The organism is Streptomyces sp. NPDC048269 (genome assembly GCF_040652395.1).
Taxonomy (GTDB): Bacteria; Actinomycetota; Actinomycetes; order Streptomycetales; family Streptomycetaceae; genus Streptomyces.
The window spans coordinates 17,655-39,815 of record NZ_JBEZLW010000020.1 but is presented as its reverse complement, the minus strand read 5'-3'; the positions used below and the strand labels follow the sequence as shown (position 1 = coordinate 39,815).

Sequence of the window (22,161 nt, the reverse complement as noted above, 5' to 3'; positions counted from 1 at the left end):
CGGCGGCAGCCGGCCTCACCGCACGGAAAACGGCAGTACGCTCACTGTCGGCCGGCCCGTCGGCGACGGCAGCCTTCGGCTCCGCCGGAGCGGAATCGGCAGGCGCATCGGCCGGGGCCGCCTTCGGCTCCGCCGGACGCGAAGCGGAATCAGCAGGCTTCGGCCGTACGGAAGCGGAATCCGCCGCATCGACTTCGGCTTCGGCTTCGGCTTCGGCATCGGCATCCGAACTCGGGGTCGGCGCGGAAGCGGAGGCCGACTCCGCCCGGCCGGAGGTCTCGGCGGGGCCGGGGACCGGCGTGGACACCGCCGGCCCGCTCCCCGGTTCCGGGGTCCGGTCCTCCTCCGAGGGGGACTCGTCGGCCGTGGCGACCCACGCCGCCACCGCGTCCCGCAGCGGATCCCGCTCCCCCGCAGGGGAATCGGCACCCGCGGAAGGTTCGCCATCCGCAGAGGGATCGGCCCCCGCAGAGGGATCGCCATCCGCAGACCGCGGCCGGAGCACCGACAGCCTCGGGTCACGCTCCGCGGAGGTCGACGCCGCCCCCGGCGCTCCTTCATCAACCGACTTGTCGGGGGACTCGCCCGCCACCAGTTCCTCCTCCATCGTCGCCACGTCCGGCAGTCCGAATGTCTAACAGTGTCCCGTCTAGGGGGCATCGCCCACGTGCTAGACGAGAACGACATAGCTGCGGGTTCCCCCACAAAGCGGCCACGCGCTCTCGACAGATGAATGTGAGAGGCGTCACCCTGTCACTCATCCACGCGGGGAGGCATGGATGGGCAGGAGCCGCAGAACAATTCCGGAGGAGCTTCTGCTGCTCGCCTTGGACCCGGCCACGGGTACCACGGCGCAGCCGCAGTCGCTCGACCTCGGCCTGGCCGGGGCACAGCTAGTGGAGCTGGCTCTGGCAGGACGGATAGCCCCTGACGGGGATCGTATCGCCGTGGTGATGCCACGGCCGACAGGAGATCCGACTCTGGACTCCGCACTGGAACTGCTGCGCAGGCGCGGCAGCCCGGTACGGGCCGTCCACTGGATCGGCGGACCCCGATTGGGGCTCCGCCAGATTTACCTCGCCCACCTGGAGCGCTGCGGCATGGTCCATGCCGTCGCGGGACAGATGTGCGGGGTGCTGCCGACGACTCGCTACCAGGCGACGGACACGGAGATCAGCCGGGAGATCCGTGCCCGGCTCGACAGTGCGATCCGCACCGGCGTACCACCGGACCCGCGGACCGCGGCGCTCGCCGCACTGGCCCACGCGGTCGGACTCGGCAAGCACCTGTACCCCGGCAACGAGGGTCGGTCGTCCAGGTCCCGGCTGCGGGACCTGATCCGGCACGACCCGATGGGCGGACTCGTGGCGCACGCCGTGATGGACGTCCAGAACGGTGTGGCCGCACAGCCACGCCGTGACCGCGCACCGGCACCGCCGGCCCGTGCCACGGCGAGCAGCGTTCCGCTGCAGCCGCGCCGGACGGGTGCGATGGCCCGCGCGGCCGCGCACTGATCCACCCGCTCCATCGCATTGCCATCGCCGTAACCGACGTCCGCAAAGACCCGGTTCGGGAGCCGCCAGCGCGCGGGGTGACGAGGCCGGTACACCGGTCGCGGCGCCCCGCGCGTCTGTTTTCCCGCCCGTTCCCCAGCGGTGGCGCCCGCTTCGGTGGCAGTCTGCTCGACATCAGACACACAGAGAGACCGCGACAGAAGAAGGCGGAGGTGCCGTTCACGTGGCGTCCAATGTCAATCCCACCGTCCGACGCCGCCGACTGGGCATGGAGTTGCGCAAGCTCCGCGAGGACAAGGGCATGACGGCCGAACAGGTCGCCGAACGCCTGCTCGTCTCCCAGTCCAAGATCAGCAGACTGGAGAACGGCCGCCGTTCCATCAGCCAGCGCGACGTCCGCGACCTGTGCGAGGTGTACGAGGTGGAGGACCCCCGGCTGGTGGACTCGCTCATGCAGATGGCCAAGGACTCCCGGCAGCAGGGCTGGTGGCACGCCTTCGGAGACATCCCGTACAGCGTCTACATCGGCCTGGAGACGGACGCCGCGAGCCTGCGCACGTACGAACCGCTGGTGATCCCGGGGCTGCTCCAGACCACGGAGTACGCCCAGGCCCTCGTCCGCGGCGCGTGGCCGGAGACGGCGCCGGCCGACGTGGAGAAGCGCGTCCAGGTGCGGATGCACCGGCAGAAACGGCTCTCCGAGACGGACAACAACAACCCGGAGATCGGGCCGCTGCGCCTGTGGGCGGTCATCGACGAGGCCGCGCTGCGCCGGCGCGTGGGCGACGCCCAGCTGATGACCCGGCAGCTGGAGTACTTGATAGAGCAGTCGGAACAGCCGCACGTCACCGTGCAGGTGATGCCGTTCTCGCTCGGCGCGCACCCCGGGGTCAACGGCCAGTACGCCATCCTGGAATTCCCGGACGCGTCCGACTCGACCGTGGTCTACATCGAGGGCGTGACGAGCGATCTGTACCTGGAGAAGGCCAACGACGTGCAGAAGTACAGCGTGATGTACGAGCACCTGCGCGCCCAGGCCCTCAATGTCGACCAGACGCGGGAGTTCATCTCCGGGATCATCGACCACTACGCGGGCAAGGGCGAATAGGTCCACAGGAATCCGGGATGGTCCGGGGCGGGTTCCGGGGCGGGTTCCGGGGCGCATCCGGGAGGGTGACGGGCAGCGGGCCGGTACGGTACACCGTCACTCCCCGGCCGCATAAGCCCTGACTGGAATATGCCACCCGGTCGGGTGAACGGCTCCTTCACCTATCAGGGGCTGCGGGTAGCGTCGATCACGTCAGCCGGAGAAGTGGCCGACACGCCAACGGAACTACTCGCTGAACCGGAGAGAAACATGGCTATTCGCCAGGGCGCCACGGACAACTGGACCAAGTCCTCCTATTCCGCCAACGGTGCCTGCGTCGAGGTCAAGTCCCCCGTCATGGAAGCCATCGCGGTCCGCGACTCGAAGGTGCAGGACGGCCCGTCCCTCACCTTCGCGCCCGGCTCCTGGACCTCGTTCGTCGACGGTGTCACCGAGGGCCGGCTGGGACGCCTCGCCTGAAGGTCACGGCATGTGCCCCAGCCGTCCCGGATGCACCATCCGCATCACTCGCACTACCGGCACTACCCGCACCACCGGTACCACCCGCACGACCCCGCACCACTGACTGGAGCCCTCTCGACTGGCCGCCGTCCTGGCCGAGGGGGCTCGGCCACGTCCGGGTCCGCCTGGGTCCGCCCGGGCCCACCCAGGTCCGCCCGGGTACGGTCACCGCAGCTGGTCGACGTACCGGTCGGTCCCCGGAACCGTGGGGATGAACGGCGCCACGAGCTCCACCCGCCCCAGCCCCGCCTCCGCGACCTCGGCGTCCAGCCCCTGGAAGTGGCTCCAGCAAGCCTGCTCCCGGGGGTCCTGCTCCAGGAACCACAGCAGCGTGAGGCGGGTGTCGACCCCCTCGACCTGCTTGACGTACGTCATCCGGTCGCCGGGCAGCGGGGTGGGCCGGAAGACGGTCACCATCGCCGCCGGAGAGCCGTGCAGCCGCCCGGGCAGGGCGCGTACGCGCAGCCACTCCAGCAGTTCGGCCCGCTGCTCGGGCCCGTCGGCGTCGACGACCTGCACGACGAGTCCCGCGTACGGGTGGTCGAGGGCGTGGAAGTCCCGCGGGCCGGCGGCCCCGTCGCGGTAGACGGTGGCCTCGTGGTCCTGGAAGGCCGTGAACACGTGGGTGCGGTCCTGGTAGACCCGGCCGTCGCGGTTCAGCCTCTTGTTGATCCCGACGGTCCACTTCATGTGCTCGTCGTAGCGGCCCTCGGTGACCCAGTACGTCGATATGTAGCAGCCGGCGGTGACCGGCTGCGCGACGGCCGACTTCTCGGGGTAGCGCAGCCCCTGGAGCTCGCGGGTGGCCACCCAGCGGCGGCCCGCGTACATCCAGGGCATGGCCATGGCGCCGGCGTAGTAGTGGTCGTCCTCGTACCAGCGGTTGTACGCGTACTCGTGTCCCGGGTGCGGCTCCACCATGGTGATCAGCGCGTGGCCGGGGCGGACCCCGTAGGGCCCGACGGCCGCGAGCCCGGCGTAGTCGTCGGCGCGGGTGTCCTGCTGCGGCTGCCGGTCCTGTTCTCCTGTCGTCATGGGACCGGTCTAGCTGATATGGCGTCAGATGGGGAGGGTCCGGAGACCGTTCACGATGTGGCACATAGATGCCGTCTGCATCTTTCTCTGGCTACGATGCGCGCACCCGACTCCCCGAGGAGCTCCCGTGCCCGCTGAAGCCGCCCTCTCCGCCACCCTCGCGCCCCCGCCCGCCTTCGCCGCGCGTGCCGCCTCGGTGGGGGTTCGCCCGTACGCGAGATCCTCGCGCTCACCGAACGGCCCGGGATCATCTCCTTCGCCGGCGGCCTTCCCGCGCCCGAACTCTTCGACACCGAGGGACTGCGGGCCTCGTACGACGCGGCCTTCGCGGCCTCCGCGCGGCGCGCGCTCCAGTACTCGACCACCGAAGGTGCGCCGGAGCTGCGCGCGGCCGTCGCGCGGCGGGCGACGGCGCGGGGGCTGGCGACGGACGCGGACGACGTGGTCGTCACCTCGGGCTCCCAGCAGGCCCTCACCCTCATCACGAGCGCCCTGATCGAGCCCGGGGACGTGGTCCTTGTCGAGAACCCCACCTACCTGGCGGCGCTCCAGTGCTTCGGACTGGCGGGGGCGCGGGTGGTGGCCGTCCCCTGCGACGAGGACGGCATCCTCCCCGACGCGCTGGCGGAGGCCGTCGTACGGGAACGCCCCAAGCTGCTCTACACCGTCCCCACCTTCCAGAACCCGACGGGCCGCACCCTGCCGGGGGTCCGGCGGGCGGCGGTGGCGGAGACGGCGGCGCGCCTCGGGCTGTGGCTCGTCGAGGACGACCCGTACGGGGAGCTCCGCTACGAGGGCGCGGAGGTCCCGTGGCTGGCGGCCCACCAGGGGGCGGAGGACCGCACGGCGCTGCTCGGCAGCTTCTCGAAGGTCATGGCTCCGGGATTGCGGCTGGGCTGGCTGCGGGCCCCGGCGGCGCTGCGCCGGGCCGCGGTGGTCGCGAAGCAGGCGGCCGACCTGCACACGTCGACGGTGGACCAGCTGGCCGCGGCCCACTACCTGGCCGCGACCGACCTGGACGCCCACGTCGACACGGTCCGCGCCGCCTACCGGCCGCGCCGCGACGCCCTGTTGGCGGGCCTGTCCGACGTCCTCCCGGCGGGCTCCGAATGGAACCGCCCGGAGGGCGGCATGTTCGTCTGGGCCCGCCTCCCGGAGGGCCACGACGCGACGGCCCTCCTGAAGACGGCCATCGCCCACGAGGTCGCCTTCGTGCCGGGCTCCCCCTTCTTCACGGGCACCCCGGACCCCCGCACCCTGCGCCTGTCGTTCACGACGCACACCCCGCAGGAGATCGGGCGTGGCCTGGAGCGGCTCGGACGGGCGGCGGGCAAGCCGGCGGCCTAGAGCGGGACGCGGGGGCGAGGTCCGCCGACCGGCACCGAGAGGCCTCGGGTTCCATCAGACGGCCAAACGCTTCCGTCTGGCGGCGGCCAGGATCCGTCCGGGGCGGCGATGAGGCCGAGAGCCGATTGCTTCCGCAACGAACACTCCGACCCGGCAGCAGGAGCCGGGCTTTGACACCACCAGCAATAAGGCACCAAAGAACCTGGCTCGATATGTGCGCTACCAAACAGTAAAATTGGCCGCCTCTGCTGCGTCATGCGAAGGTATGTTCGATCGGAGCCTCGGGGGTGGGGCGCTAGGTCGGACGTTCGCCGAATGGCCGTGCAGCAGGGGGGCTTCGGGTGGGATTCGACGAGGAGTGGGGTCGGCTGCGATCGGAAGCAGCTGAACGGATGGCTTCAATGCCATCACCGAAGGTTGTCAGCCAACCGCAGAGTGTTGATCCGGTGGCTGTGGCCCGGGCGGCGGTGCTGGATCGGCTGGCGGATTTCCGTGCCGGGGTGGTGTTGGTGCCGTTGGACGAGCGGGGCGGGTTGTGGACTGCCGAGCTCGGCGGGCTGGACTGGATCTGTGCGTTCTCCGGTGAGGAGACGCTGGCTCGTTTCGCCGAGGCCCGGGGCGAGGCGGAGCGCGAGTGGGAGTACCGGCGGGTGGTGGGGGCGCGGTTGCTGGATGAGGTGATACCAGCGCTCGACTTCCCGTGCGGGGTGGCGTTGGACGCGGCGGGACCGGACGGCATCGTGTTCCCGCCGGTGCGCGGGATCGTGCCGGATGCGGCTGCGCTCGACGGTCAGGTGGTGGCGTGAGCGGGGACGGAGCGGATCTCGACGTCTCCAAGCAGGCGTTGGGGCAGATCGCGAAGGGGATCACGGACAGTCTGGCCGAGCTGAAGGAGCTCGGCTCGGCGGGTTCGGCCGGCGTGGGCGGCGGATTCACCGCCCTCGGGCTGTCGGGGATGGAAACCGGGCACGAGGGCCTGACGTCCTCGCTGGGCACGTTCTGCGAACGCTGGGGCTGGGGGGTGCGCACCCTCATCCAGCAGGCGAACACGTTCGCGTCGAACGTGGGCTTGTCGGCGGGTGTGATGCACGAGCAGGACCAGTACGTCCAGGGCAGTTTCAAGGTGCTGACGAACGCGGCGATGGGCAATCCGTACGCGGCGGAGAAGGACGTCATCGCCAAGGACTGGGGCGAGGTCTTCTCCGACAACCCGTACACGCAGTTCAGGGATGCGGACTACAGCCAGGAGTCCGCCGACCGGGCCCGGGAGAACAGCAAGGAGGCCTGGAAGAGCGCGGTGCGGGACGTGAACAGCTCGCAGATCGTGCCGGCCAACCAGTTCATCGATGCCGCCGGGCTGCGGGACGAAATGGACGGCATGGTGGACGAATTGGCCGGCCCGGCACCCGAGGCGCAGCAACCGGGGGATGAGCACTGATGGCGGGCTGGGGCGAGGCGCTCGGCGAGGGACTCGGAAAGATCGAGGACACGGTCGGCTCGGCCGGGAAGGTCATCGGGCACGGGGTCGACAGGGTCACCGAGGCGATCGGGGCGGGCCTGGACTACGCCGGTGCGCACGACTGGGCGGACAAGGTCGAGGACTGGGGCGACAACTACGCCTCAATCCGGGGAGCTTCGGTCCGCGAACAGCAGCTCGGGCAGACCGAGCAGGCCAACGAGCTCGTCCACGGCTCGCCCTCCGCGATCCGCGAATCGGCCAAGCACTTCACCGACTTCCACGCCGCGTTCGACCGGGTGGGGCAGGGCATGAAGGCCCTGGACTCCGGCCACTGGAAGGGCCAGGCTGCCGACGCGTTCCGTGAGAAGTTCGCGATGCACCCCACCGACTGGCTGCACGCCGCGGACGCCTGCGAAGCCGCGGGAGGTGTGCTCGAACGGTACGCCGAGGTGGTGGAGTGGGCGCAGAAGCAGGCGCAGCAGGCAGTCGACCTCCACAAGGCGGCGGTCAAGGCGTCGAACGACGCCCGAGAGGCCTACGCCGAGAAGGCCGGTGCCCACGAGACGGCGGTGAAGGCCGGCAAGGATCCCGGCCCGAAGCCGGTGCAGGGCGCCGACCCAGGTGAAGCGGCCCGCGACAGGGCCCACGAGATCCTCAACGAGGCCCGCAGACAGCGCGACGATGCCGCCGCCTCCGTCCAGAAGATCCTTGAGGCGGCGCTGGCCCACGCCCCGGCCGAACCGTCCGCGGCGGACAGGGCGAAGGCCGGCCTCCTCGACTACCAGCAATCCCAGGTGGTCGAGCTCACCCACGTCATGGGCGGCGTGGTCAAGGGCACCGCGGGCATCCTGAGCTTCGCCCGCGGCCTGCACCCCAACGACCCGTACAACCTGTCGCACCCGGCCGAGTACGAGCAGAACCTCAACATGACCCTCGCCGGCCTCGTCTCCACCGCCTCCCACCCGGAGCGGATCCCCGGCCCGATGATCGACGCCTTCAAAGAAGACGGCAGCGAATTCGGAGGCCGGCTCCTCCCCGATCTTCTCTTCGGCACCAAAGGCCTCGGCGGCGCCCGGGCGGGTCTGCGGACAGGCCTCCGGGAAAACCTCGCGGGAGCCAGGCACAGCGGTCTCGACAGCCATACGAGCCGCGGTTCGGGTGCTCCGCTCCCGGCCCCCGATGCAGTGAAAAAGGCCATCATCGAAAGCAAGCCTGAGTTGTCCAAGCGGCAGTGGACGGACGACGACGGGCGGTACTACGCCACCCGCGTCATGAAGGGAGGTCGACCGGACGGTGAGACCGTGCTTGCCGGGCATGGCTACATCGAGTCGGGCGCCGGCGAGATCGCCGTACCGCCCGGCACGCATATATCCTTCTACATTCCGCACGGTGAACGGATTCCCGGCCTAAACGGTGTTGCCGTAGAGGGCGGATCCTATCCGGGAGGTGCAGTGGAGACGTTCGGACCAGGCCAGAAAATTCCAAACTACACGCTCGCACCTCCTCAGGCCATCGGAGGAAACGGATTCACTGTGTACGAGAACTCAACAACCGTGGCGCAACGGACACAGCTGGCCGATCTCCTCAAGGAGAACATGGGCAACGTCCACTGGGCCGCATGCCGTGAGTACAAATATTAGGGGATGAGGCAGAAGTGGGATCGACCCGATGAATGAGTGGGTTCTTACAGATGTGTCGCTCGTCGTCAGAAAGGCGGACCTTGATCCGGGGGAGGTGACGGAACGGCTCGGGCTGCAGCCGACCGCGGTCCGGGCTCCGGGGGCAGACCGTTGGGGGCCGCCGGGCGAGACAGACGGACAGTGGCGGCTCACGAGCGATGAGCGGACCGCCAGGATCCTTCCGGATCAGCTGAGGGAGATCCTGAGCGCGGCGGAAGGCTGCGAGCAGGAATTGCACGCGCTGCAGAGGGAAGGCTGCACAGTCTCTCTGGCCGTGTACGGATTCGCCGGCCACGGGGCGCGGATTTTTCTGCCCGCGGACACGGTTTCCAGGTTGGCTCGTCTCGGATTTCCCCTGACGGTGACGCCCAATCTGAACGACAGATGAGTGACGGAAGGATGGTTCAGCCATGAGCGCCGCCGGCGAATGGCTCGAGACGAGGGCCGCGGTTGTGGTCACTAAAACTGATATTGATCGGCAGTTCGTGTCCGGCGTTCTCGGCCTGGCTCTTGAGGATCCGGCTACGAGCCAGGGCGCGGATTGCTGGGTCTGGCGGCCCGAGCTTTCGACAGGCTCTGTTTCGGCCGGCCTGGAAGAGCAGATCGACTCGCTGGCCAAGCAGCTGCATCCCAGGGCGGAGTCGGTACGGAGGCTACTGGAGACCGGTCACCACGTGCAGGTGGACATCACCGGTACGGCGGCCACCGGGGCAGTACTGACACTCTCCGCAGGACTTCTCCGGGAAGTGGGGTCGTTGGGCCTACCGATCGGCCTCACCTGCCTGACGGCTGCCGGGGTGCCGGAAGAGGATCCGCTCAGCTGGCTCGACGACTGACTCCGGGATTACCAGGGGGGTGGGCGCCACGCCGCCACCGAGAGCCCGGATGACACGGATCCCCGGATACATGGACACGCGGGATGACACAGAGCCTCTCACCCATGAATGCGAGATCACTGGCACGCCTTCTGGCACAAGTGAGGGCGTCCGGGGCCGCAACCACTTGGACCTGCCGCCCATGACCATGCCCCCTATTTGCGGAGCGGAGTGCGGGCCACAACGATTCCGACCCTCCGAGCCGCCGCGCCCCTTCACAACCCCGGATGACACCCCTAGCCTGACGGGTCGTCAGATTTGTTCTGTCTGGAGGCCCGTCATGCTGCTGCAAGGGAAGACCGTCATCGTCTCCGGAGTCGGGGCCGGGCTCGGACATCAGGTGGCCGCCGCCGTCGTGCGTGACGGCGGGAACGCCGTCCTCGGGGCGCGCACCGAGGCCAATCTGGCCAAGTCGGCCGCCGAGATCGACCCCGAGGGCGCGCACACCGCCCATCTGGCCACGGACATCGGCGACGAGCGGCAGTGCGAGGCCCTGGCCGAGCTGGCGCGGGAGCGGTTCGGCCGGATCGACGCCGTCGTGCACGTCGCCGCCTGGGACTCGTACTTCGGCGGGCTCGAAGACGCCGACTTCGGGACCTGGCAGCAGATCATCGACGTGAACCTGCTCGGGACCCTGCGCATGACCAGGGCCTGCCTGCCCGCGCTCAAGGAGCGCGGCGGGTCCGTCGTGATCATCGGGACGCAGTCGGCGGTGGCCGCGCCCAACGAGGTCCAGCAGGCCGCCTACGCCGCCTCCAAGGGGGCCCTGACCTCCGCCATGTACTCCATGGCACGCGAGCTCGGGCCCCACCGGATCCGCGTCAACACCGTGCTGCCCGGCTGGATGTGGGGGCCGCCCGTGCAGGCCTTCGTCACCTTCTCCGCCCACACCGAGGGCGTCCCCGAGGCCGAGGTCCACGCCCGCCTCACCGGGCGCATGGCGCTGCCCGACCTCGCCACCGACGGAGACGTCGCCGACGCCGCCGTCTTCTTCGCCTCCGACCGGGCGCGGGCGATAACCGGCCAGTCCTTGCTGGTCAACGCCGGTGAGCTGATGAGATGAGCCACTCCACGGCCACCCCAACGCCGGAACGTCGGATCGTATGCTCGGCCCATGACCACTCCGAGTGACGCTCCGACCGAAAACGCGATGCGCCGCGCGCTCCGGCGGGCCCGCGACGGCGTCGCGCTCGACGCGACCGAGGCAGCCGTACTCCTCCAGGCGCGCGGCGAGGCCCTCAAGGACCTCGCCGCCTCCGCCGCACGGGTAAGGGACGCCGGGCTCGCCGCCGCCGGGCGCCCCGGTGTCATCACCTACTCCCGCAAGGTCTTCATCCCCCTCACCCGCCTCTGCCGCGACAAGTGCCACTACTGCACCTTCGTCACCGTCCCCGGCAAGCTGCGCAAGAGCGGCCACGGTCTGTACCTCTCCCCCGACGAGGTCCTCGACATCGCGCGCCAGGGCGCGGCGATGGGCTGCAAGGAAGCCCTCTTCACCCTCGGCGACCGCCCCGAGGACCGCTGGCCCGAGGCCCGCGAGTGGCTCGACGCGCACGGCTACGACGACACCCTCGCCTACGTGCGCGCCATGGCCGTCCGCGTGCTGGAGGAGACGGGCCTGCTGCCGCACCTCAACCCGGGCGTCATGACCTGGTCCGACCTCCAGCGCCTCAAGCCCGTCGCGCCGTCCATGGGCATGATGCTGGAGACCACCGCCACCCGCCTGTGGTCCGAGCCGGGCGGCCCCCACCACGGCTCCCCCGACAAGGAGCCGGCCGTACGGCTGCGGGTGCTGGAGGACGCCGGGCGTTCCAACGTGCCCTTCACCACCGGCGTCCTCATCGGCATCGGCGAGTCCTACGAGGAGCGCGCCGACGCCTTCTTCGAGCTGCGCCGCGTCCAGCGCAGCTACCACGGCATCCAGGAGGTCATCGTCCAGAACTTCCGCGCCAAGCCGGACACCGCCATGCGCGGCATGCCGGACGCGGAGCTGGAGGAACTGGCCGCGGCCATCGCCGTCGCCCGGCACGTCCTGGGCCCGAGCGCCCGGATCCAGGCGCCGCCGAACCTGGTGGACGCCGAGTACGCGCTGCTCATCGGCGCGGGCATCGACGACTGGGGCGGGGTCTCCCCGCTCACCCCCGACCACGTCAACCCCGAGCGCCCCTGGCCGCACATCGACGAGCTGGCCGAGCGCACCGCCGCCGCGGGCTTCGAGCTGCGCGAACGCCTGACGATCTACCCCGAGTTCCTCCAGCGCGGCGAGCCCTGGCTGGACCCCCGGCTGCTGCCGCACGTACGCGCGCTGGCCGACGCGGAGACGGGGCTGGCGAACGAGGCCGCGACGGTCGAGGGCCGGCCGTGGCAGGAGCCGGACGAGGGCTTCACCGCGTACGGGCGCACCGATCTGCACGCCACCATCGACACCGAGGGCCGTACCGGCGACCGCCGGGAGGACTTCGACGACGTCTACGGCGACTGGGAGGCGCTGCGCGAGGCCGCGGCGCCCGGCATGGTGCCCGAGCGCATCGACACCGACGTACGGGGCGCGCTCGCCCAGGCCGCCGACGACCCGACACTGCTCACCGACGCCCAGGCCCTGGCCCTGCTGCACGCGGACGGCCCGGCCCTGGACGCCCTGTGCCGGATCGCGGACGACCTGCGCAAGTCGGTCGTGGGTGACGAGGTCACGTACATCGTCACGCGCAACATCAACTTCACCAACGTCTGCTACACCGGCTGCCGCTTCTGCGCCTTCGCGCAGCGCCGCACGGACGCCGACGCCTACACGCTCTCCCTCGATCAGGTGGCCGACCGCGCCGCCCAGGCCTGGGAAATCGGCGCGGTCGAGGTCTGCATGCAGGGCGGCATCCACCCGGACCTCCCCGGAACGGCATACTTCGACATCGCGCGCGCGGTGAAGCAGCGCGTCCCCGGGATGCACGTGCACGCCTTCTCCCCGATGGAGGTCGTCAACGGCGCGACGCGTACGGGCATGTCCGTACGGGACTGGCTGACGGCGGCCAAGGAGGCCGGCCTGGACTCCATCCCGGGCACGGCGGCGGAGATCCTGGACGACGAGGTCCGCTGGGTGCTGACCAAGGGGAAGCTGCCGACGGCGGACTGGATCGAGGTCGTCACCACGGCGCACGAGCTCGGGATCCGCTCCTCGTCCACGATGATGTACGGGCACGTGGACCAGCCGCGGCACTGGCTCGGGCACTTCCGCACGCTGGCCCGGATACAGCAGCAGACCGGTGGTTTCACGGAGTTCGTGACGCTGCCGTTCATCCACACCAACGCGCCCGTGTACCTGGCGGGCATCGCCCGGCCCGGCCCGACGGTCCGCGACAACCGGGCGGTGACGGCGATGGCCCGGCTCCTGCTCCACCCGCACATCCCCAACATCCAGACCAGCTGGGTCAAGCTGGGCACGGAGGGCGCGGCCGAGATGCTCCGGTCCGGGGCCAATGACCTCGGCGGGACGCTGATGGAGGAGACGATCTCGCGGATGGCGGGATCGAGTTACGGCTCGTACAAGTCGGTGCAGGACCTGATCGCCGTGGCCGAGGCGGCGGGGCGGCCCGCGAAGGCCCGTACGACGCTGTACGGGGAGGTGCCGCAGGAGCGCCAGACCGCGGCGCGCGCCTCGGACGGGCACCTGCCGGAGCTGCTGCCGGTGCTGGACTGAGCGGTACGAGGAGGAGCCCGGGCCGGGGGCTTTCCGGCCGGGCTCCTCGTGCTCGCCCGTGCTCGGTCAGCCGACGAGGAGGTCCTTCTCGGGCTGCCCGGTACTCGGGGCGGACGTCGAGCGCCGGCTTGTGGACGGCGGCCTGCCGGGCGGCCGCGGCGAACGCCGGATGAACGACGCGTGGCCGAAAACAGCCGCCCCGAAGGAAACTGGCAAAACGCGCCCCGAGCCAGGACGTCGGCCACGTCGGCCGGAAGTGTTCGTGTTCCGGCCGTTCTCCGCGCTCATACGGGCCGCTTGACGGGCTCCCTCCGGAATCGACCTGGGGTGTCCACTACAGTGCGCGCCAGTGCTGTCGCGGGCGCGGTGGCCTGCACGGGCGGGGGACGGTGGGGGCGGTGGACGATTCGATCAGGGCGGGCGCGGTGGTCATTCACGGCACGGAGGGCGCTACGGACACACCCGGCGGACCGGCCTTCGCCGCGAACTCGGCGGGATCGGCGGCGCAGTTGAGTTTGGCGGCCCAGGCGGGTTACACGGGCCCGACCGGGCACATGAGCCAGCCCGGACAGATGAGCCACGCAGGCCAGATGAGCCACGCAGGTCCCGCCGGACCGACGGACGGCCGCGGCATGCGCACCGCTTCCTCGAACACCGGCCTGTGGGGCCGCGCCGAACAGCAGGACTTCCGCAGCCGCGTCCGCGGCACGCTCCTCGGCTCCGCCCTCGGCGACGCCCTCGGCGCACCCCTCGCCGGCGTCTCCCTCGACGGGATCCGCGTGACCCACGGCCCGGAAGGCCTGACCCACCCCGCGCCCGCCCACGGCCGCCGCAGCGCCGTCACCGCCGCCACCCAGCTCACCCTGTTCACCGTGGACGGCCTCATACGGGCCCACGTACGCCGCGACACCGGCGCCTGGCACCCGCCCACCGACGTCCACCGGGCCTATCTCCGCTGGGCGGCCACCCAGCACGACTGGGGCCCCGACGAGCGCCGCACGGACAACGGCTGGCTCGCGCGGGAGGAGTGGCTCTACACCCGCCGCGACCCGGCCCGCGCCTGTCTGACCGGCTTCGCCGACGACATCCTGGGCACCCTCGCCCACCCGAAGAACCCCGCCGCCCGGGACGCGGCCGCCACCGCCCGCTCGGCCCCCTTCGGGCTGCTCGTCGGCTGGGAACCCGCCCTGGTCCTCCAGCTCGCCGTCGAGTGCGCGACGCAGAGCCACGGACACTCCACCGCGTACCTCTCGGCCGGGGCCTTCGCCGTCATCGTCCACGGACTGACCCGCGGCGAATCCCTCGACTCCGCCGTCCAGCGCGCCCTCCGCCTGCTGGGCACCCGCCCGGACCACCAGCCCGTCGCCGACGCCCTCCGGCGGGCGCTGTCGGCGGTCACCCAGGGCGTACCGGGCCCCCACGCCGTCGAAGCCCTCACCCCCGGCGCCGGCGAGGCCGCCGAGGACGCCCTGGCCGTGGCCGTCTACTGCGCCCTGGTCGCCGAGGACATCACGCACGGCCTGCGCCTCGCCGTCAACCACGGCGGGGACTCCACCGCCGCCGGCGCCCTGTGCGGGGCACTGCTCGGCGCCCTCCACGGCGAGACGGCCCTCCCGGCCGCCTGGCTCGCCGACCTCGAAGGCCGCGCCACGGTCCTGGAACTCGCCGACGACTTCGCCCTGGAAATGACCCAGGGCCCCGCCCTCCACGGTCCCACCCTCTCGACCCCGGCCTGGCTGACCCGCTACCCGCGCGGCTGAGCGCTGTCCCAACAAATCCCCGGCGGGCGGCATGACGCGGAATCCTCTGCGCGGGACTTCCGGCGCCTCCTCCTCCCCCCGGCCGAATACGACCGCCGTCTTGGCACTTGGCCGTCAACGCACCCTGCCGTGCGCAGGGGGAACGCCGTACCTTGGCTGTCCCACGTCTCGGAGGTGCCAGAAGCCATGCGGATCGCCACGACCATCTTCCTCACCGACCGCACCGTCTCGCCCGTGCGCCTCGCGCGGAGTCTGGAGGAGCGCGGGTTCTCCGGGCTCTATCTGCCCGAGCACACCCACATCCCCGTCTCCCGCGACACCGCCGCCCCCATGGGCGGCGAACTCCCCGAGATGTACGGGCGCACCCTCGACCCCTTCGTCGCCCTCGGGCAGGCCGCCGCCGTGACCGAGCGGCTGCACCTCGGAACCGGCATCACGCTCGTCGCCCAGCACGACCCGATCGACCTCGCCAAGCAGGTCGCCACCCTGGACCACCTCTCCGGCGGCCGCGTCACCCTCGGCATCGGTTACGGGTGGAACGTCGAGGAGGCCGCCGACCACGGTGTCGAGTGGCGCACCCGCCGCGAGCTCGTCCGGGACCGGATGGCGCTGATGCGCGCCCTGTGGGCGCCCGAGCCGACGGCGTACGTCGGCCAGTACTCCTCCGTCCAGGCCAGCCACGCCCACCCGAAGCCGGCCCAGGCTCCGCGCGAACTCGGCCCCGGTGTGCCCCTGTACGGTCCCCGCACGCTGCTCGGCGGCCAGGCCGGCCCGAAGCTGTTCGCCGCCATCGCCGACCACGCCGACGGCTGGCTCCCGATCGGGGGCGGCGGTCTCACCGAGTCGCTGCCGGCGCTGCGCCAGGTCTGGGAGACCGCCGGGCGCGACCCGAAGTCCCTCCAGGTGGTCCCGTACGCCGTCCAGCCCAACCCCGGCAAGATGGCCCACTACGCCGACCTCGGCATCGAGGAGGTCGTCCTCCAACTCCCCTCGGCCCGGGAGGCGGAGATCCTGCGCGCCCTGGACGACTTCGCCCAGTACCTCTGAAACCCCCTCGACCTCGGGCCCCGCCGGCCGAACACGGACGGCGTGCCGGACCGGCGCAAACGCAAGCACGGGCGCCTGCGGGAGGCGGACCGGCAGTCACTCGGGGAGACACCGGGCCGCTGGGAAACGCTCCTTTCCACCGTGGACCACGAGGAGTTCCGGGCCTTCATCCGCCGCATGTGTGCGGAGGGTCTCGCCACCGACCCGAACCTCGTACGGCCGGCCCGGTTCTGGGGCCGCCTGCAGCACCCGACGACCTACCGCGTGAGCGTCTTCGTCCCGGCGCCTGCGTAGGGTGGGGGCGAGTGCACGCGACGCGGATGGAGGGGACCGGGTGGACGAAGCACGGATTGCCGAGCGCGGGAGGCGGTCCTTCGAGGGCCTCCCACCGGGTCCCGCACGGACCCGGAACAGCCTGTTCTGGGCGGTGCTGATTCCGGTGACGGCCACGCTCGGCGGCTTCCTCGCCCAGTACCCCTACGGCCTGCTCTGGCTCGGCGTGCTCCTCGTGCTCGCCGCGGCCGGGATCGGCGCGGGCGTGGCCGGTTCGGGCTGGAACCGGGCGGGAGTGGCGACCATCGTCGGCTTCGGGACCCTGGCACTCGGCGTCTTCGCCGGACCCAGCCTGTACGAGGCGTACGCGCTGCGGCTCGGCGAGCGGGTCGACGCGGTGGTCCTCGAAACCGGTGAGCGGACCAACTTCAAGGGGGACGCCCGGTCCTTCTGCCGCGTGGCCGACCCCTCGGGCACCGTCCGGGAACTCGGCCAACAGCAGAACTGCTACGGCGAGTTCACTCGGGGCCAGCACGTCGTCCTCTTCGAGGACCCGCTCGGCATCCTCGACCCGAGGATCGAGCCCAAGGGCGACCGCACCATCGACCCGCTCGCCCCGAGCATCAGCGGCGGCCTGTTCCTCCTGGTCGGCGCCGCCATGTTCTCCGGCGGCCGGCGTCGCCGCTCGGACAGGGACCTGCTGGAGGAACACCGCCGCAAGCACCGGCCGCCCCGGCGGTCCGTGCCGTCTGCCGAGCGGACCAACCAGGAATGACGGAGGGGCCCGGCCGATCTCGCGATCGGCCGGGCCCCTCGTCCTGTCCGCTTGTGCGCTTGTCCGCGCAGGTCCGTCAGGAGGTGAAGTGGCCGTTCAGATCGGCGATCACATCTGCGGAACCGGTGTTGTCGAAGCACGTCACCCGGCCGTCCACCACCGGAACCACCATCGACCGGGCTCGACTCGGTGGATGGACGATGCGCAGCGCCCGTGGCCGGACCTCTGAACTCCCCCTCCCGGAAGGTCTCGTACGCTGCCTTCCATGATCAGTTCCAGTACCCACGTACGCGTCGCCCGGCCGTCCCTCGACCTGAAGGCCGCCGAGCGGTTCTACGTGGACGGGCTCGGACTCGAAGTGCAGTGGCGCAGCGCCGAGAACGTGCCCGGCGAGCACGACCTGCTGATGGTCGGGCCCGCCGGAGGCGGCTGGCACTTCGAGCTCACCCGGGATCCGCAGGGCCCGATGCTCCCCACGCCCACCGTCGACGACCTGTTCGTGGTCTACCTCGGCGAGGCGCCCGACGAGGCCCTCGTGCGGCGGCTCGTCGAGCACGGCGGGACGCGCGTGGCCGCGCACAACCCGTACTGGGACGAGTGGGGAGTCACCGTCCAGGACCCCGACGGCTACCGGCTCGTGCTCTGCTCACGCACCTGGGGCTGAGTGTCCTGGCTACCCGGCCGCCCAGAACTGCGCCAGCGCCGACTCCTTGTAGGGCGCCGGGCTCACGCTCAGGTCCCCCGCGAAGGGGCGGTCCAGTGCCACGACCAGGAGCAGGCTGAAGCCGATCAGCCCGGCCACCGCCGATACGAAGAGCAGCTGCATCTTCAGGCTGCGCAGCCCGAACAGGAAGGTGAGCGGGACGATCACGAGGGCGCCCCCGTACACCAGCACCTGGAGCAGGATCGGCAGCGACGTCTCGGCCATCGTGATGCGTGCCCGGCGCTGGGCGGCGATGTCGTTGAGGCGGGTGACCGCTTCGGCGTAGAAGGTCTCGGCGCGTGTGCCCTTCGGCTCGTACGCCTGGAGGGCGACGTACAGGGCGCGCGTCTGCGACCCGGTCGCCTCGTAACTCGGTTGCCCGTCGCGCATCAGGGGCCACTGCACCTCGACGACGGCGTGCGTGTACGCGCTGACCGCCTCGTGCACCTTCGCCCGGTCGGCCGCGGGGAAGGCGTCGGCGCTGCGCACGACGAGGGCCAGGTCGGTGGCCTCGGTGGCGACGATGTTCTGGGTGTTCTCCAGCTGCGTCCACAGGGTGACGACGACGAAGGCGAGGATGATGCCGTAGATCGCGCCGAACATGCCGAGCGCGACCCCGACCATCTCGTTGTGGTCCCCCTTGGCCAGGTGCGGGAAGCGGCGGCGGGCGGCCACGCTCCCGGCCACGGCGAGGCCGGTGAGGCCGCCGACGAGGAGGACGGCGATGACGAACGTACTGAGGTGGTTGAGCAACCAAAGGATCATGCCGTGTTCAACGAGCGGCGTCGCCCGAAAGCCCGGCCTCCTGGGCGTCGATGAGCTCGTCCCAGTGCTCCCGCGTCCAGTCGCACGCGGCGTCCAGCGGGCCCAGGAGGCCACGGCCGAGCGGGGTGAGGGCGTACTCGACGCGGCGCTCGGGGGTCTCGTACGCGACGCGCGTGACGAAGCCGTCGCGCTCCAGCCCGCGCAGCGACTGCGTCAGGGACTTGGAGGTGATGCCGCGCAGCGGGACCTTGAGCTCCGAGAACCGGCGCGGGCCGCCCTCCAGGCAGCGCAGGATCAGCGTGGCCCATTTGTCGCCGATGCGGAACGGGACCAACGGGGAGGGGCAGACGGGGTCGAACATCTCCGGGTCCAGGGGCGTCGGTTCGCTCATGATCCACACGGTAGGCCGGTATCCGATCGGTAACCACACCCTTTCCTAGGCTCGCCCGTATGACGAACCACAGCATGGCGAACCACAGCGGGACGAACCACAGCGGGAAGAAGCTCATCGTGTTCGGGGCCCGCGGCCGTGTCGGCCGGGCCGTCGCCGACGAGGCGCGGGCGCGCGGGTACGCGGTCACGGAGGCCGGGCGGGCCGAGGGGGACGTGACCTCGGCGGCGGACGTGGCACGGCTGGCGGCCGGCCACGACACGGCGGTGGTCGCGGTGTACGACCCGAAGGCGGCCCCCGGCGTGTTCTTCCCGGCGGCGGCACGGGCGATGGCGGCGGGTCTCGCACAGGCCGGGGTCGCGCGGCTGGTGTCGGTCGGGCTGGCGTCCGTCCTGGCGACGGAGTCGGGGGCGGCGCTGATGGACACGCCGGGGTATCCGCAGGAGTGGCGGGAGTTCTACGTCGGCCACGGAGCCGGGACGGACGCGCTTCGGGCGGCGGCGCCCGCCGGCCTGGACTGGGCGGTGCTGTCCCCGGCCGGTGACTTCGGCGACGACGCGCCGCAGACCGGCCGTTCCACCGACGGGACGCAGACCGGCCGTTCCGCCGATGCGCCCCAGGCCGGCCGATACGTCTTCGGCCCGGCCGACGCCGCGAGCCGGATCAGCCACGCGGACTTCGCCCGGGCCGTGGTGGACGAGGCCACCGCCCCGACCCGGCACGCGGTGCACTCGGGGGTGGGACCGGCATGACCGCCGAGTCCGTGACCGACAGCCCGAACTCCTGGGTCGCCGACCACATCCGCCGCTTCGAGGAGACGGGCGGCCGGCCGCGCCCGGGAATCTCGGACCTGCTGCTGACCACGCGGGGCCGCCGCTCGGGGCAGCTGCGGCGCACCGCGCTGGCCTACGTACGGTCGGGGGACGCGTACGTGCTGACGGCGTCCAACGCGGGCGCGGACCGGCACCCGGCGTGGTACCTGAACCTGGCCACCGACCCTGCCGTCACCCTCCAGGTCGGCGACGAGACGTTCCCGGCGACCGCACGCCGCGCCACCGCGGCCGAGGCGGACCGCCTGTGGCCGGTGGTGGTGGCCGCGATGCCCTCGTACGCGGCCTACCGCGCGGCGACGGCCCGTGAGATCCCGCTGGTCCTCGTCACCCGTACCGGCTGAGGTCAGCCGACCTTCGGGGTCTTGGGGAGCGCGGACAGGGCCGTACCGGCGCCCGCCGTGGCGGATCCGGCCGCCGCGGTCGTCGCGCCCACCGCCATCTTCGTGTCCTGGACGGTCTGGGCCGGGTGGTCGACGATCGCGCCGACGCGCTGGGTGATCGGGGGCCCCTGGACGGCGGGCTCGTCGGCGTGGGCGGCGACGGGGGTGAGTGCGAGGGCAGCGCCGCCGGTGAGAACCAGGGCGGAAAGGGTGCGCTTCATGGCATTCATGCCCCGCCCAACGACCCCGCCGCTCCCCGGGTCACTGCGGCGTCACCCGCAACGCCCGCGGCCCCGGATCGGGGGGAACGATCCGGGGCCGCGGGGATGACCCGGCGGGAGGAGGGGAGGGGTCAGTCCTCGACCACCAGGGCGGGGGTGGACTTCGTCAGGACCTCGCCGCGGAAGAAGGCCGGGCTGCGGCGTTCGGTGGCGAACATGATCACCAGGCCGAGGGCCAGCAGGCCGACGCCGATGACGAAGACGTTGCCGACGCCCAGGCCGGGGATGGCGGAGCCGGAGCCGTAGGAGGGGTCCCAGGCGTCGTACAGGGTCTTGGAGAAGACCGCGGCCAGCAGCAGGCCGCCCAGGACCGGGAAGACGCCCTTGAAGAACAGGTCGCGGGCGGAGCGGCGCAGGTCGCCGCGGAAGTACCAGGCGCAGGCGAAGGCCGTCAGCGAGTAGTAGAAGCAGATCATCAGCCCGAGCGCGAAGATCGTGTCGGTCAGGACGTTCTCGCTGACCAGGGTCATCACGGTGTAGAAGGCGCCGGTGGCGATGCCCGCCACGACGGTGGCGCGGCCCGGGGTCTTGAAGCGCTCGTGGACCTTGGCGTACGAGGGCGGCAGCGCCTCGTACGTCGACATGGCGAGGACCGTACGGGCCACGGGGATGAAGGTGGTCTGCAGGGACGCGGCGGCCGAGGCGAGGACGGCGACGAAGAGCAGGATGCCGAGCACCGGGCCCATCACGGGACCGGCGAGGGCGGCGAAGACGTTGCCGGAGGTCTCCTCGTTGGCGAGGCCGAGGCCCTCGCCGCCGGCGCCGACGGCCATCTGGGCGGCGATGCCGGTGGCCAGGTAGGAGCCGACCAGGACGACCATCGCGATGAGGGAGGCGCGGCCCGGGGTCTTGGCCGAGCCGGTGGTCTCCTCGTTGGTGGCCAGGCACGCGTCCCAGCCCCAGTACATGAAGATCGAGAGCGAGAGTCCGGCGGTGAACGCCGCCATCGACTCGACCGCGAAGGGGTTCATCCAGGACCAGGAGAAGTCCAGGCCGGTGTCGAAGGTGCCGGCGGAGGCCTTCTGGAAGGCCATCGCGACGAATACGGCGAGGACGAGGAGCTGGAGGCCGACCAGCGCGTACTGGACGCCCTTGGTGGCCGTCATACCGCGGTAGCTGATGGCGGTCGCGACGGCGATCAGGGTGAGGCAGGTGGCGATGTGGACGAGCTTGTTGTCGTCCAGGGCCGCGATCGACGGATCGCTCGTGATCTCGCCGGCCAGCAGCCAGAAGTAGGAGGTGGCGACGCCGGCCAGGTTGGAGAGCACGATGATCGTCGCGATCACCAGGCCCCAGCCGCACATCCAGCCGATCCGCGGGCCGAACGCCTTGACGGTCCAGGTGAAGGAGGTGCCGCAGTCCGGCATGGCCTTGTTGAGCTCGCGGTACGCGAAGGCGACCAGCAGCATCGGCAGGAAGCCGGCCAGGAACACCGCCGGCATCTGGACGCCGACCTCACCGGCCGTGGAGCCGAGGGTCGAGGTGAGGCAGTAGACGGGAGCGACGGTGGAGATGCCGATGACGGCGCTTCCCACCAGTCCGACGGACCCCTTGCCGAGGCCCTTGCCACGAACGTCGCCCTCGCCCCGGGCGACGCCGTTCACCGTGTCTCCGACCTGAGGCCGCACGTCCAGCTGAGTCATGGGTCAGGACGTTAGACGGTGCGTTTTCCACATCTGGAGGACTTGGGTCCGCATCAGGAGGCGGCCGAATGCCTTGGAATCTTGAGATCGAGATCCTTCAT

The 22,161-nt window shown here is 71.2% G+C and carries 22 protein-coding genes and 2 pseudogenes; 18 read left to right on the top strand and 6 right to left on the bottom strand.

The window, feature by feature from the left end; genetic code table 11:
• Window positions 1-607, bottom strand: a pseudogene (locus tag AB0D48_RS22110) (hypothetical protein); the annotation flags it as partial.
• A 172-nt stretch (window positions 608-779) separates the two neighbouring features.
• Here AB0D48_RS22110 and AB0D48_RS22105 point away from each other — a divergent pair.
• The 3 genes from AB0D48_RS22105 to AB0D48_RS22095 all read left to right on the top strand — a co-directional run bounded on the left by AB0D48_RS22105 (window position 780) and on the right by AB0D48_RS22095 (window position 3,081).
• On the top strand, window positions 780-1,514 hold the full coding sequence (locus AB0D48_RS22105) for a GPP34 family phosphoprotein (protein WP_030390041.1): 735 nt from the start codon (window positions 780-782) through the stop codon (window positions 1,512-1,514).
• A gap of 223 nt (window positions 1,515-1,737) precedes the next feature.
• On the top strand, window positions 1,738-2,622 hold the full coding sequence (locus AB0D48_RS22100) for a helix-turn-helix transcriptional regulator (RefSeq protein ID WP_362399402.1): 885 nt from the start codon (window positions 1,738-1,740) through the stop codon (window positions 2,620-2,622).
• Between the two features lie 249 nt (window positions 2,623-2,871).
• Window positions 2,872-3,081: a DUF397 domain-containing protein gene (locus AB0D48_RS22095; RefSeq protein ID WP_362399399.1), complete on the top strand. Its 210-nt coding sequence runs from the start codon at window positions 2,872-2,874 to the stop codon at window positions 3,079-3,081.
• 207 nt (window positions 3,082-3,288) lie between these two features.
• Here the strand turns inward: AB0D48_RS22095 and AB0D48_RS22090 are convergent, their stop codons facing one another.
• On the bottom strand, window positions 3,289-4,158 hold the full coding sequence (locus tag AB0D48_RS22090; RefSeq protein WP_362399396.1) for a hypothetical protein: 870 nt from the start codon (window positions 4,156-4,158) through the stop codon (window positions 3,289-3,291).
• A 127-nt stretch (window positions 4,159-4,285) separates the two neighbouring features.
• Here AB0D48_RS22090 and AB0D48_RS22085 point away from each other — a divergent pair.
• The 13 genes and pseudogenes from AB0D48_RS22085 (at window position 4,286) to AB0D48_RS22025 (ending at window position 17,728) form a co-directional block, all read left to right on the top strand.
• Window positions 4,286-5,505: pseudogene (locus AB0D48_RS22085) on the top strand (PLP-dependent aminotransferase family protein).
• 341 nt (window positions 5,506-5,846) lie between these two features.
• The gene (locus AB0D48_RS22080; protein ID WP_362399393.1) at window positions 5,847-6,311 is read left to right on the top strand and encodes an SseB family protein; all 465 of its coding nucleotides are present in this window, start codon (window positions 5,847-5,849) and stop codon (window positions 6,309-6,311) included.
• A complete protein-coding gene (locus tag AB0D48_RS22075; protein WP_362399391.1) occupies window positions 6,308-6,943 on the top strand; it encodes a hypothetical protein in 636 nt (211 codons plus the stop codon). Before AB0D48_RS22080 ends, AB0D48_RS22075 begins: the two co-directional genes overlap by 4 nt.
• Window positions 6,943-8,604, top strand: coding sequence for a putative T7SS-secreted protein (locus AB0D48_RS22070; protein ID WP_362399388.1), 1,662 nt, complete (start codon window positions 6,943-6,945; stop codon window positions 8,602-8,604). The genes AB0D48_RS22075 and AB0D48_RS22070 overlap by 1 nt, the downstream gene beginning before the upstream one ends.
• Before the next feature lie 28 nt (window positions 8,605-8,632).
• Entirely contained in the window at window positions 8,633-9,031 is a 399-nt protein-coding gene (locus AB0D48_RS22065; RefSeq protein WP_362399385.1) for a DUF4279 domain-containing protein, read from the top strand.
• 22 nt (window positions 9,032-9,053) lie between these two features.
• Window positions 9,054-9,479, top strand: a complete 426-nt coding sequence (locus AB0D48_RS22060) for a hypothetical protein (RefSeq protein ID WP_362399382.1) — start codon at window positions 9,054-9,056, stop codon at window positions 9,477-9,479.
• Window positions 9,480-9,798: 319 nt separating this feature from the next.
• Window positions 9,799-10,581: an SDR family oxidoreductase gene (locus AB0D48_RS22055; RefSeq protein ID WP_362399379.1), complete on the top strand. Its 783-nt coding sequence runs from the start codon at window positions 9,799-9,801 to the stop codon at window positions 10,579-10,581.
• 51 nt (window positions 10,582-10,632) lie between these two features.
• On the top strand, window positions 10,633-13,209 hold the full coding sequence (locus AB0D48_RS22050) for a bifunctional FO biosynthesis protein CofGH (protein ID WP_362399376.1): 2,577 nt from the start codon (window positions 10,633-10,635) through the stop codon (window positions 13,207-13,209).
• Window positions 13,210-13,841: 632 nt separating this feature from the next.
• Window positions 13,842-14,969 (top strand): ADP-ribosylglycohydrolase family protein, encoded by a 1,128-nt coding sequence (locus AB0D48_RS22045; RefSeq protein ID WP_362399583.1) that lies wholly within the window; start codon window positions 13,842-13,844, stop codon window positions 14,967-14,969.
• A gap of 186 nt (window positions 14,970-15,155) precedes the next feature.
• Complete coding sequence (locus tag AB0D48_RS22040; protein ID WP_362399374.1) at window positions 15,156-16,016, top strand: TIGR03619 family F420-dependent LLM class oxidoreductase; 861 nt, start codon at window positions 15,156-15,158, stop codon at window positions 16,014-16,016.
• A 42-nt stretch (window positions 16,017-16,058) separates the two neighbouring features.
• Window positions 16,059-16,310 carry a hypothetical protein gene (locus AB0D48_RS22035; protein ID WP_362399371.1) on the top strand — a complete coding sequence of 84 codons (252 nt, stop codon included), beginning with the start codon at window positions 16,059-16,061 and terminating at the stop codon, window positions 16,308-16,310.
• A 40-nt stretch (window positions 16,311-16,350) separates the two neighbouring features.
• Window positions 16,351-17,064, top strand: coding sequence for a hypothetical protein (locus tag AB0D48_RS22030; RefSeq protein ID WP_362399369.1), 714 nt, complete (start codon window positions 16,351-16,353; stop codon window positions 17,062-17,064).
• A gap of 265 nt (window positions 17,065-17,329) precedes the next feature.
• Window positions 17,330-17,728 carry a VOC family protein gene (locus AB0D48_RS22025; RefSeq protein WP_362399366.1) on the top strand — a complete coding sequence of 133 codons (399 nt, stop codon included), beginning with the start codon at window positions 17,330-17,332 and terminating at the stop codon, window positions 17,726-17,728.
• A 9-nt stretch (window positions 17,729-17,737) separates the two neighbouring features.
• Here the strand turns inward: AB0D48_RS22025 and AB0D48_RS22020 are convergent, their stop codons facing one another.
• Window positions 17,738-18,532 (bottom strand): DUF4239 domain-containing protein, encoded by a 795-nt coding sequence (locus AB0D48_RS22020; protein WP_362399363.1) that lies wholly within the window; start codon window positions 18,530-18,532, stop codon window positions 17,738-17,740.
• Window positions 18,533-18,539: 7 nt separating this feature from the next.
• Window positions 18,540-18,923, bottom strand: a complete 384-nt coding sequence (locus AB0D48_RS22015) for a helix-turn-helix domain-containing protein (RefSeq protein ID WP_362399360.1) — start codon at window positions 18,921-18,923, stop codon at window positions 18,540-18,542.
• A 59-nt stretch (window positions 18,924-18,982) separates the two neighbouring features.
• Between AB0D48_RS22015 and AB0D48_RS22010 the strand changes: the two genes are divergently transcribed.
• Window positions 18,983-19,675: an NAD(P)H-binding protein gene (locus AB0D48_RS22010; protein ID WP_362399357.1), complete on the top strand. Its 693-nt coding sequence runs from the start codon at window positions 18,983-18,985 to the stop codon at window positions 19,673-19,675.
• Window positions 19,672-20,097, top strand: coding sequence for a nitroreductase/quinone reductase family protein (locus AB0D48_RS22005; protein ID WP_362399354.1), 426 nt, complete (start codon window positions 19,672-19,674; stop codon window positions 20,095-20,097). The genes AB0D48_RS22010 and AB0D48_RS22005 overlap by 4 nt, the downstream gene beginning before the upstream one ends.
• Before the next feature lie 2 nt (window positions 20,098-20,099).
• Here the strand turns inward: AB0D48_RS22005 and AB0D48_RS22000 are convergent, their stop codons facing one another.
• Complete coding sequence (locus tag AB0D48_RS22000; RefSeq protein ID WP_362399351.1) at window positions 20,100-20,357, bottom strand: hypothetical protein; 258 nt, start codon at window positions 20,355-20,357, stop codon at window positions 20,100-20,102.
• Between the two features lie 131 nt (window positions 20,358-20,488).
• A complete protein-coding gene (locus AB0D48_RS21995) occupies window positions 20,489-22,060 on the bottom strand; it encodes an APC family permease (protein WP_362399348.1) in 1,572 nt (523 codons plus the stop codon).
• Window positions 22,061-22,161: the final 101 nt, after the last annotated feature.

What these genes read in the sequence shown, in the direction of transcription:
- AB0D48_RS22105 (WP_030390041.1), top strand. Translation starts at nt 780, where the DNA reads ATGGGCAGGAGCCGCAGAACAATTCCGGAGGAGCTTCTGCTGCTCGCC.
- AB0D48_RS22095 (WP_362399399.1), top strand. Translation starts at nt 2,872, where the DNA reads ATGGCTATTCGCCAGGGCGCCACGGACAACTGGACCAAGTCCTCCTAT.
- AB0D48_RS22090 (WP_362399396.1), bottom strand. Translation starts at nt 4,158, where the DNA reads ATGACGACAGGAGAACAGGACCGGCAGCCGCAGCAGGACACCCGCGCC.
- AB0D48_RS22070 (WP_362399388.1), top strand. Translation starts at nt 6,943, where the DNA reads ATGGCGGGCTGGGGCGAGGCGCTCGGCGAGGGACTCGGAAAGATCGAG.
- AB0D48_RS22065 (WP_362399385.1), top strand. Translation starts at nt 8,633, where the DNA reads ATGAATGAGTGGGTTCTTACAGATGTGTCGCTCGTCGTCAGAAAGGCG.
- AB0D48_RS22060 (WP_362399382.1), top strand. Translation starts at nt 9,054, where the DNA reads ATGAGCGCCGCCGGCGAATGGCTCGAGACGAGGGCCGCGGTTGTGGTC.
- AB0D48_RS22055 (WP_362399379.1), top strand. Translation starts at nt 9,799, where the DNA reads ATGCTGCTGCAAGGGAAGACCGTCATCGTCTCCGGAGTCGGGGCCGGG.
- AB0D48_RS22050 (WP_362399376.1), top strand. Translation starts at nt 10,633, where the DNA reads ATGACCACTCCGAGTGACGCTCCGACCGAAAACGCGATGCGCCGCGCG.
- AB0D48_RS22045 (WP_362399583.1), top strand. Translation starts at nt 13,842, where the DNA reads ATGCGCACCGCTTCCTCGAACACCGGCCTGTGGGGCCGCGCCGAACAG.
- AB0D48_RS22040 (WP_362399374.1), top strand. Translation starts at nt 15,156, where the DNA reads ATGCGGATCGCCACGACCATCTTCCTCACCGACCGCACCGTCTCGCCC.
- AB0D48_RS22025 (WP_362399366.1), top strand. Translation starts at nt 17,330, where the DNA reads ATGATCAGTTCCAGTACCCACGTACGCGTCGCCCGGCCGTCCCTCGAC.
- AB0D48_RS22020 (WP_362399363.1), bottom strand. Translation starts at nt 18,532, where the DNA reads ATGATCCTTTGGTTGCTCAACCACCTCAGTACGTTCGTCATCGCCGTC.
- AB0D48_RS22015 (WP_362399360.1), bottom strand. Translation starts at nt 18,923, where the DNA reads ATGAGCGAACCGACGCCCCTGGACCCGGAGATGTTCGACCCCGTCTGC.
- AB0D48_RS22010 (WP_362399357.1), top strand. Translation starts at nt 18,983, where the DNA reads ATGACGAACCACAGCATGGCGAACCACAGCGGGACGAACCACAGCGGG.
- AB0D48_RS22005 (WP_362399354.1), top strand. Translation starts at nt 19,672, where the DNA reads ATGACCGCCGAGTCCGTGACCGACAGCCCGAACTCCTGGGTCGCCGAC.
- AB0D48_RS22000 (WP_362399351.1), bottom strand. Translation starts at nt 20,357, where the DNA reads ATGAAGCGCACCCTTTCCGCCCTGGTTCTCACCGGCGGCGCTGCCCTC.
- AB0D48_RS21995 (WP_362399348.1), bottom strand. Translation starts at nt 22,060, where the DNA reads ATGACTCAGCTGGACGTGCGGCCTCAGGTCGGAGACACGGTGAACGGC.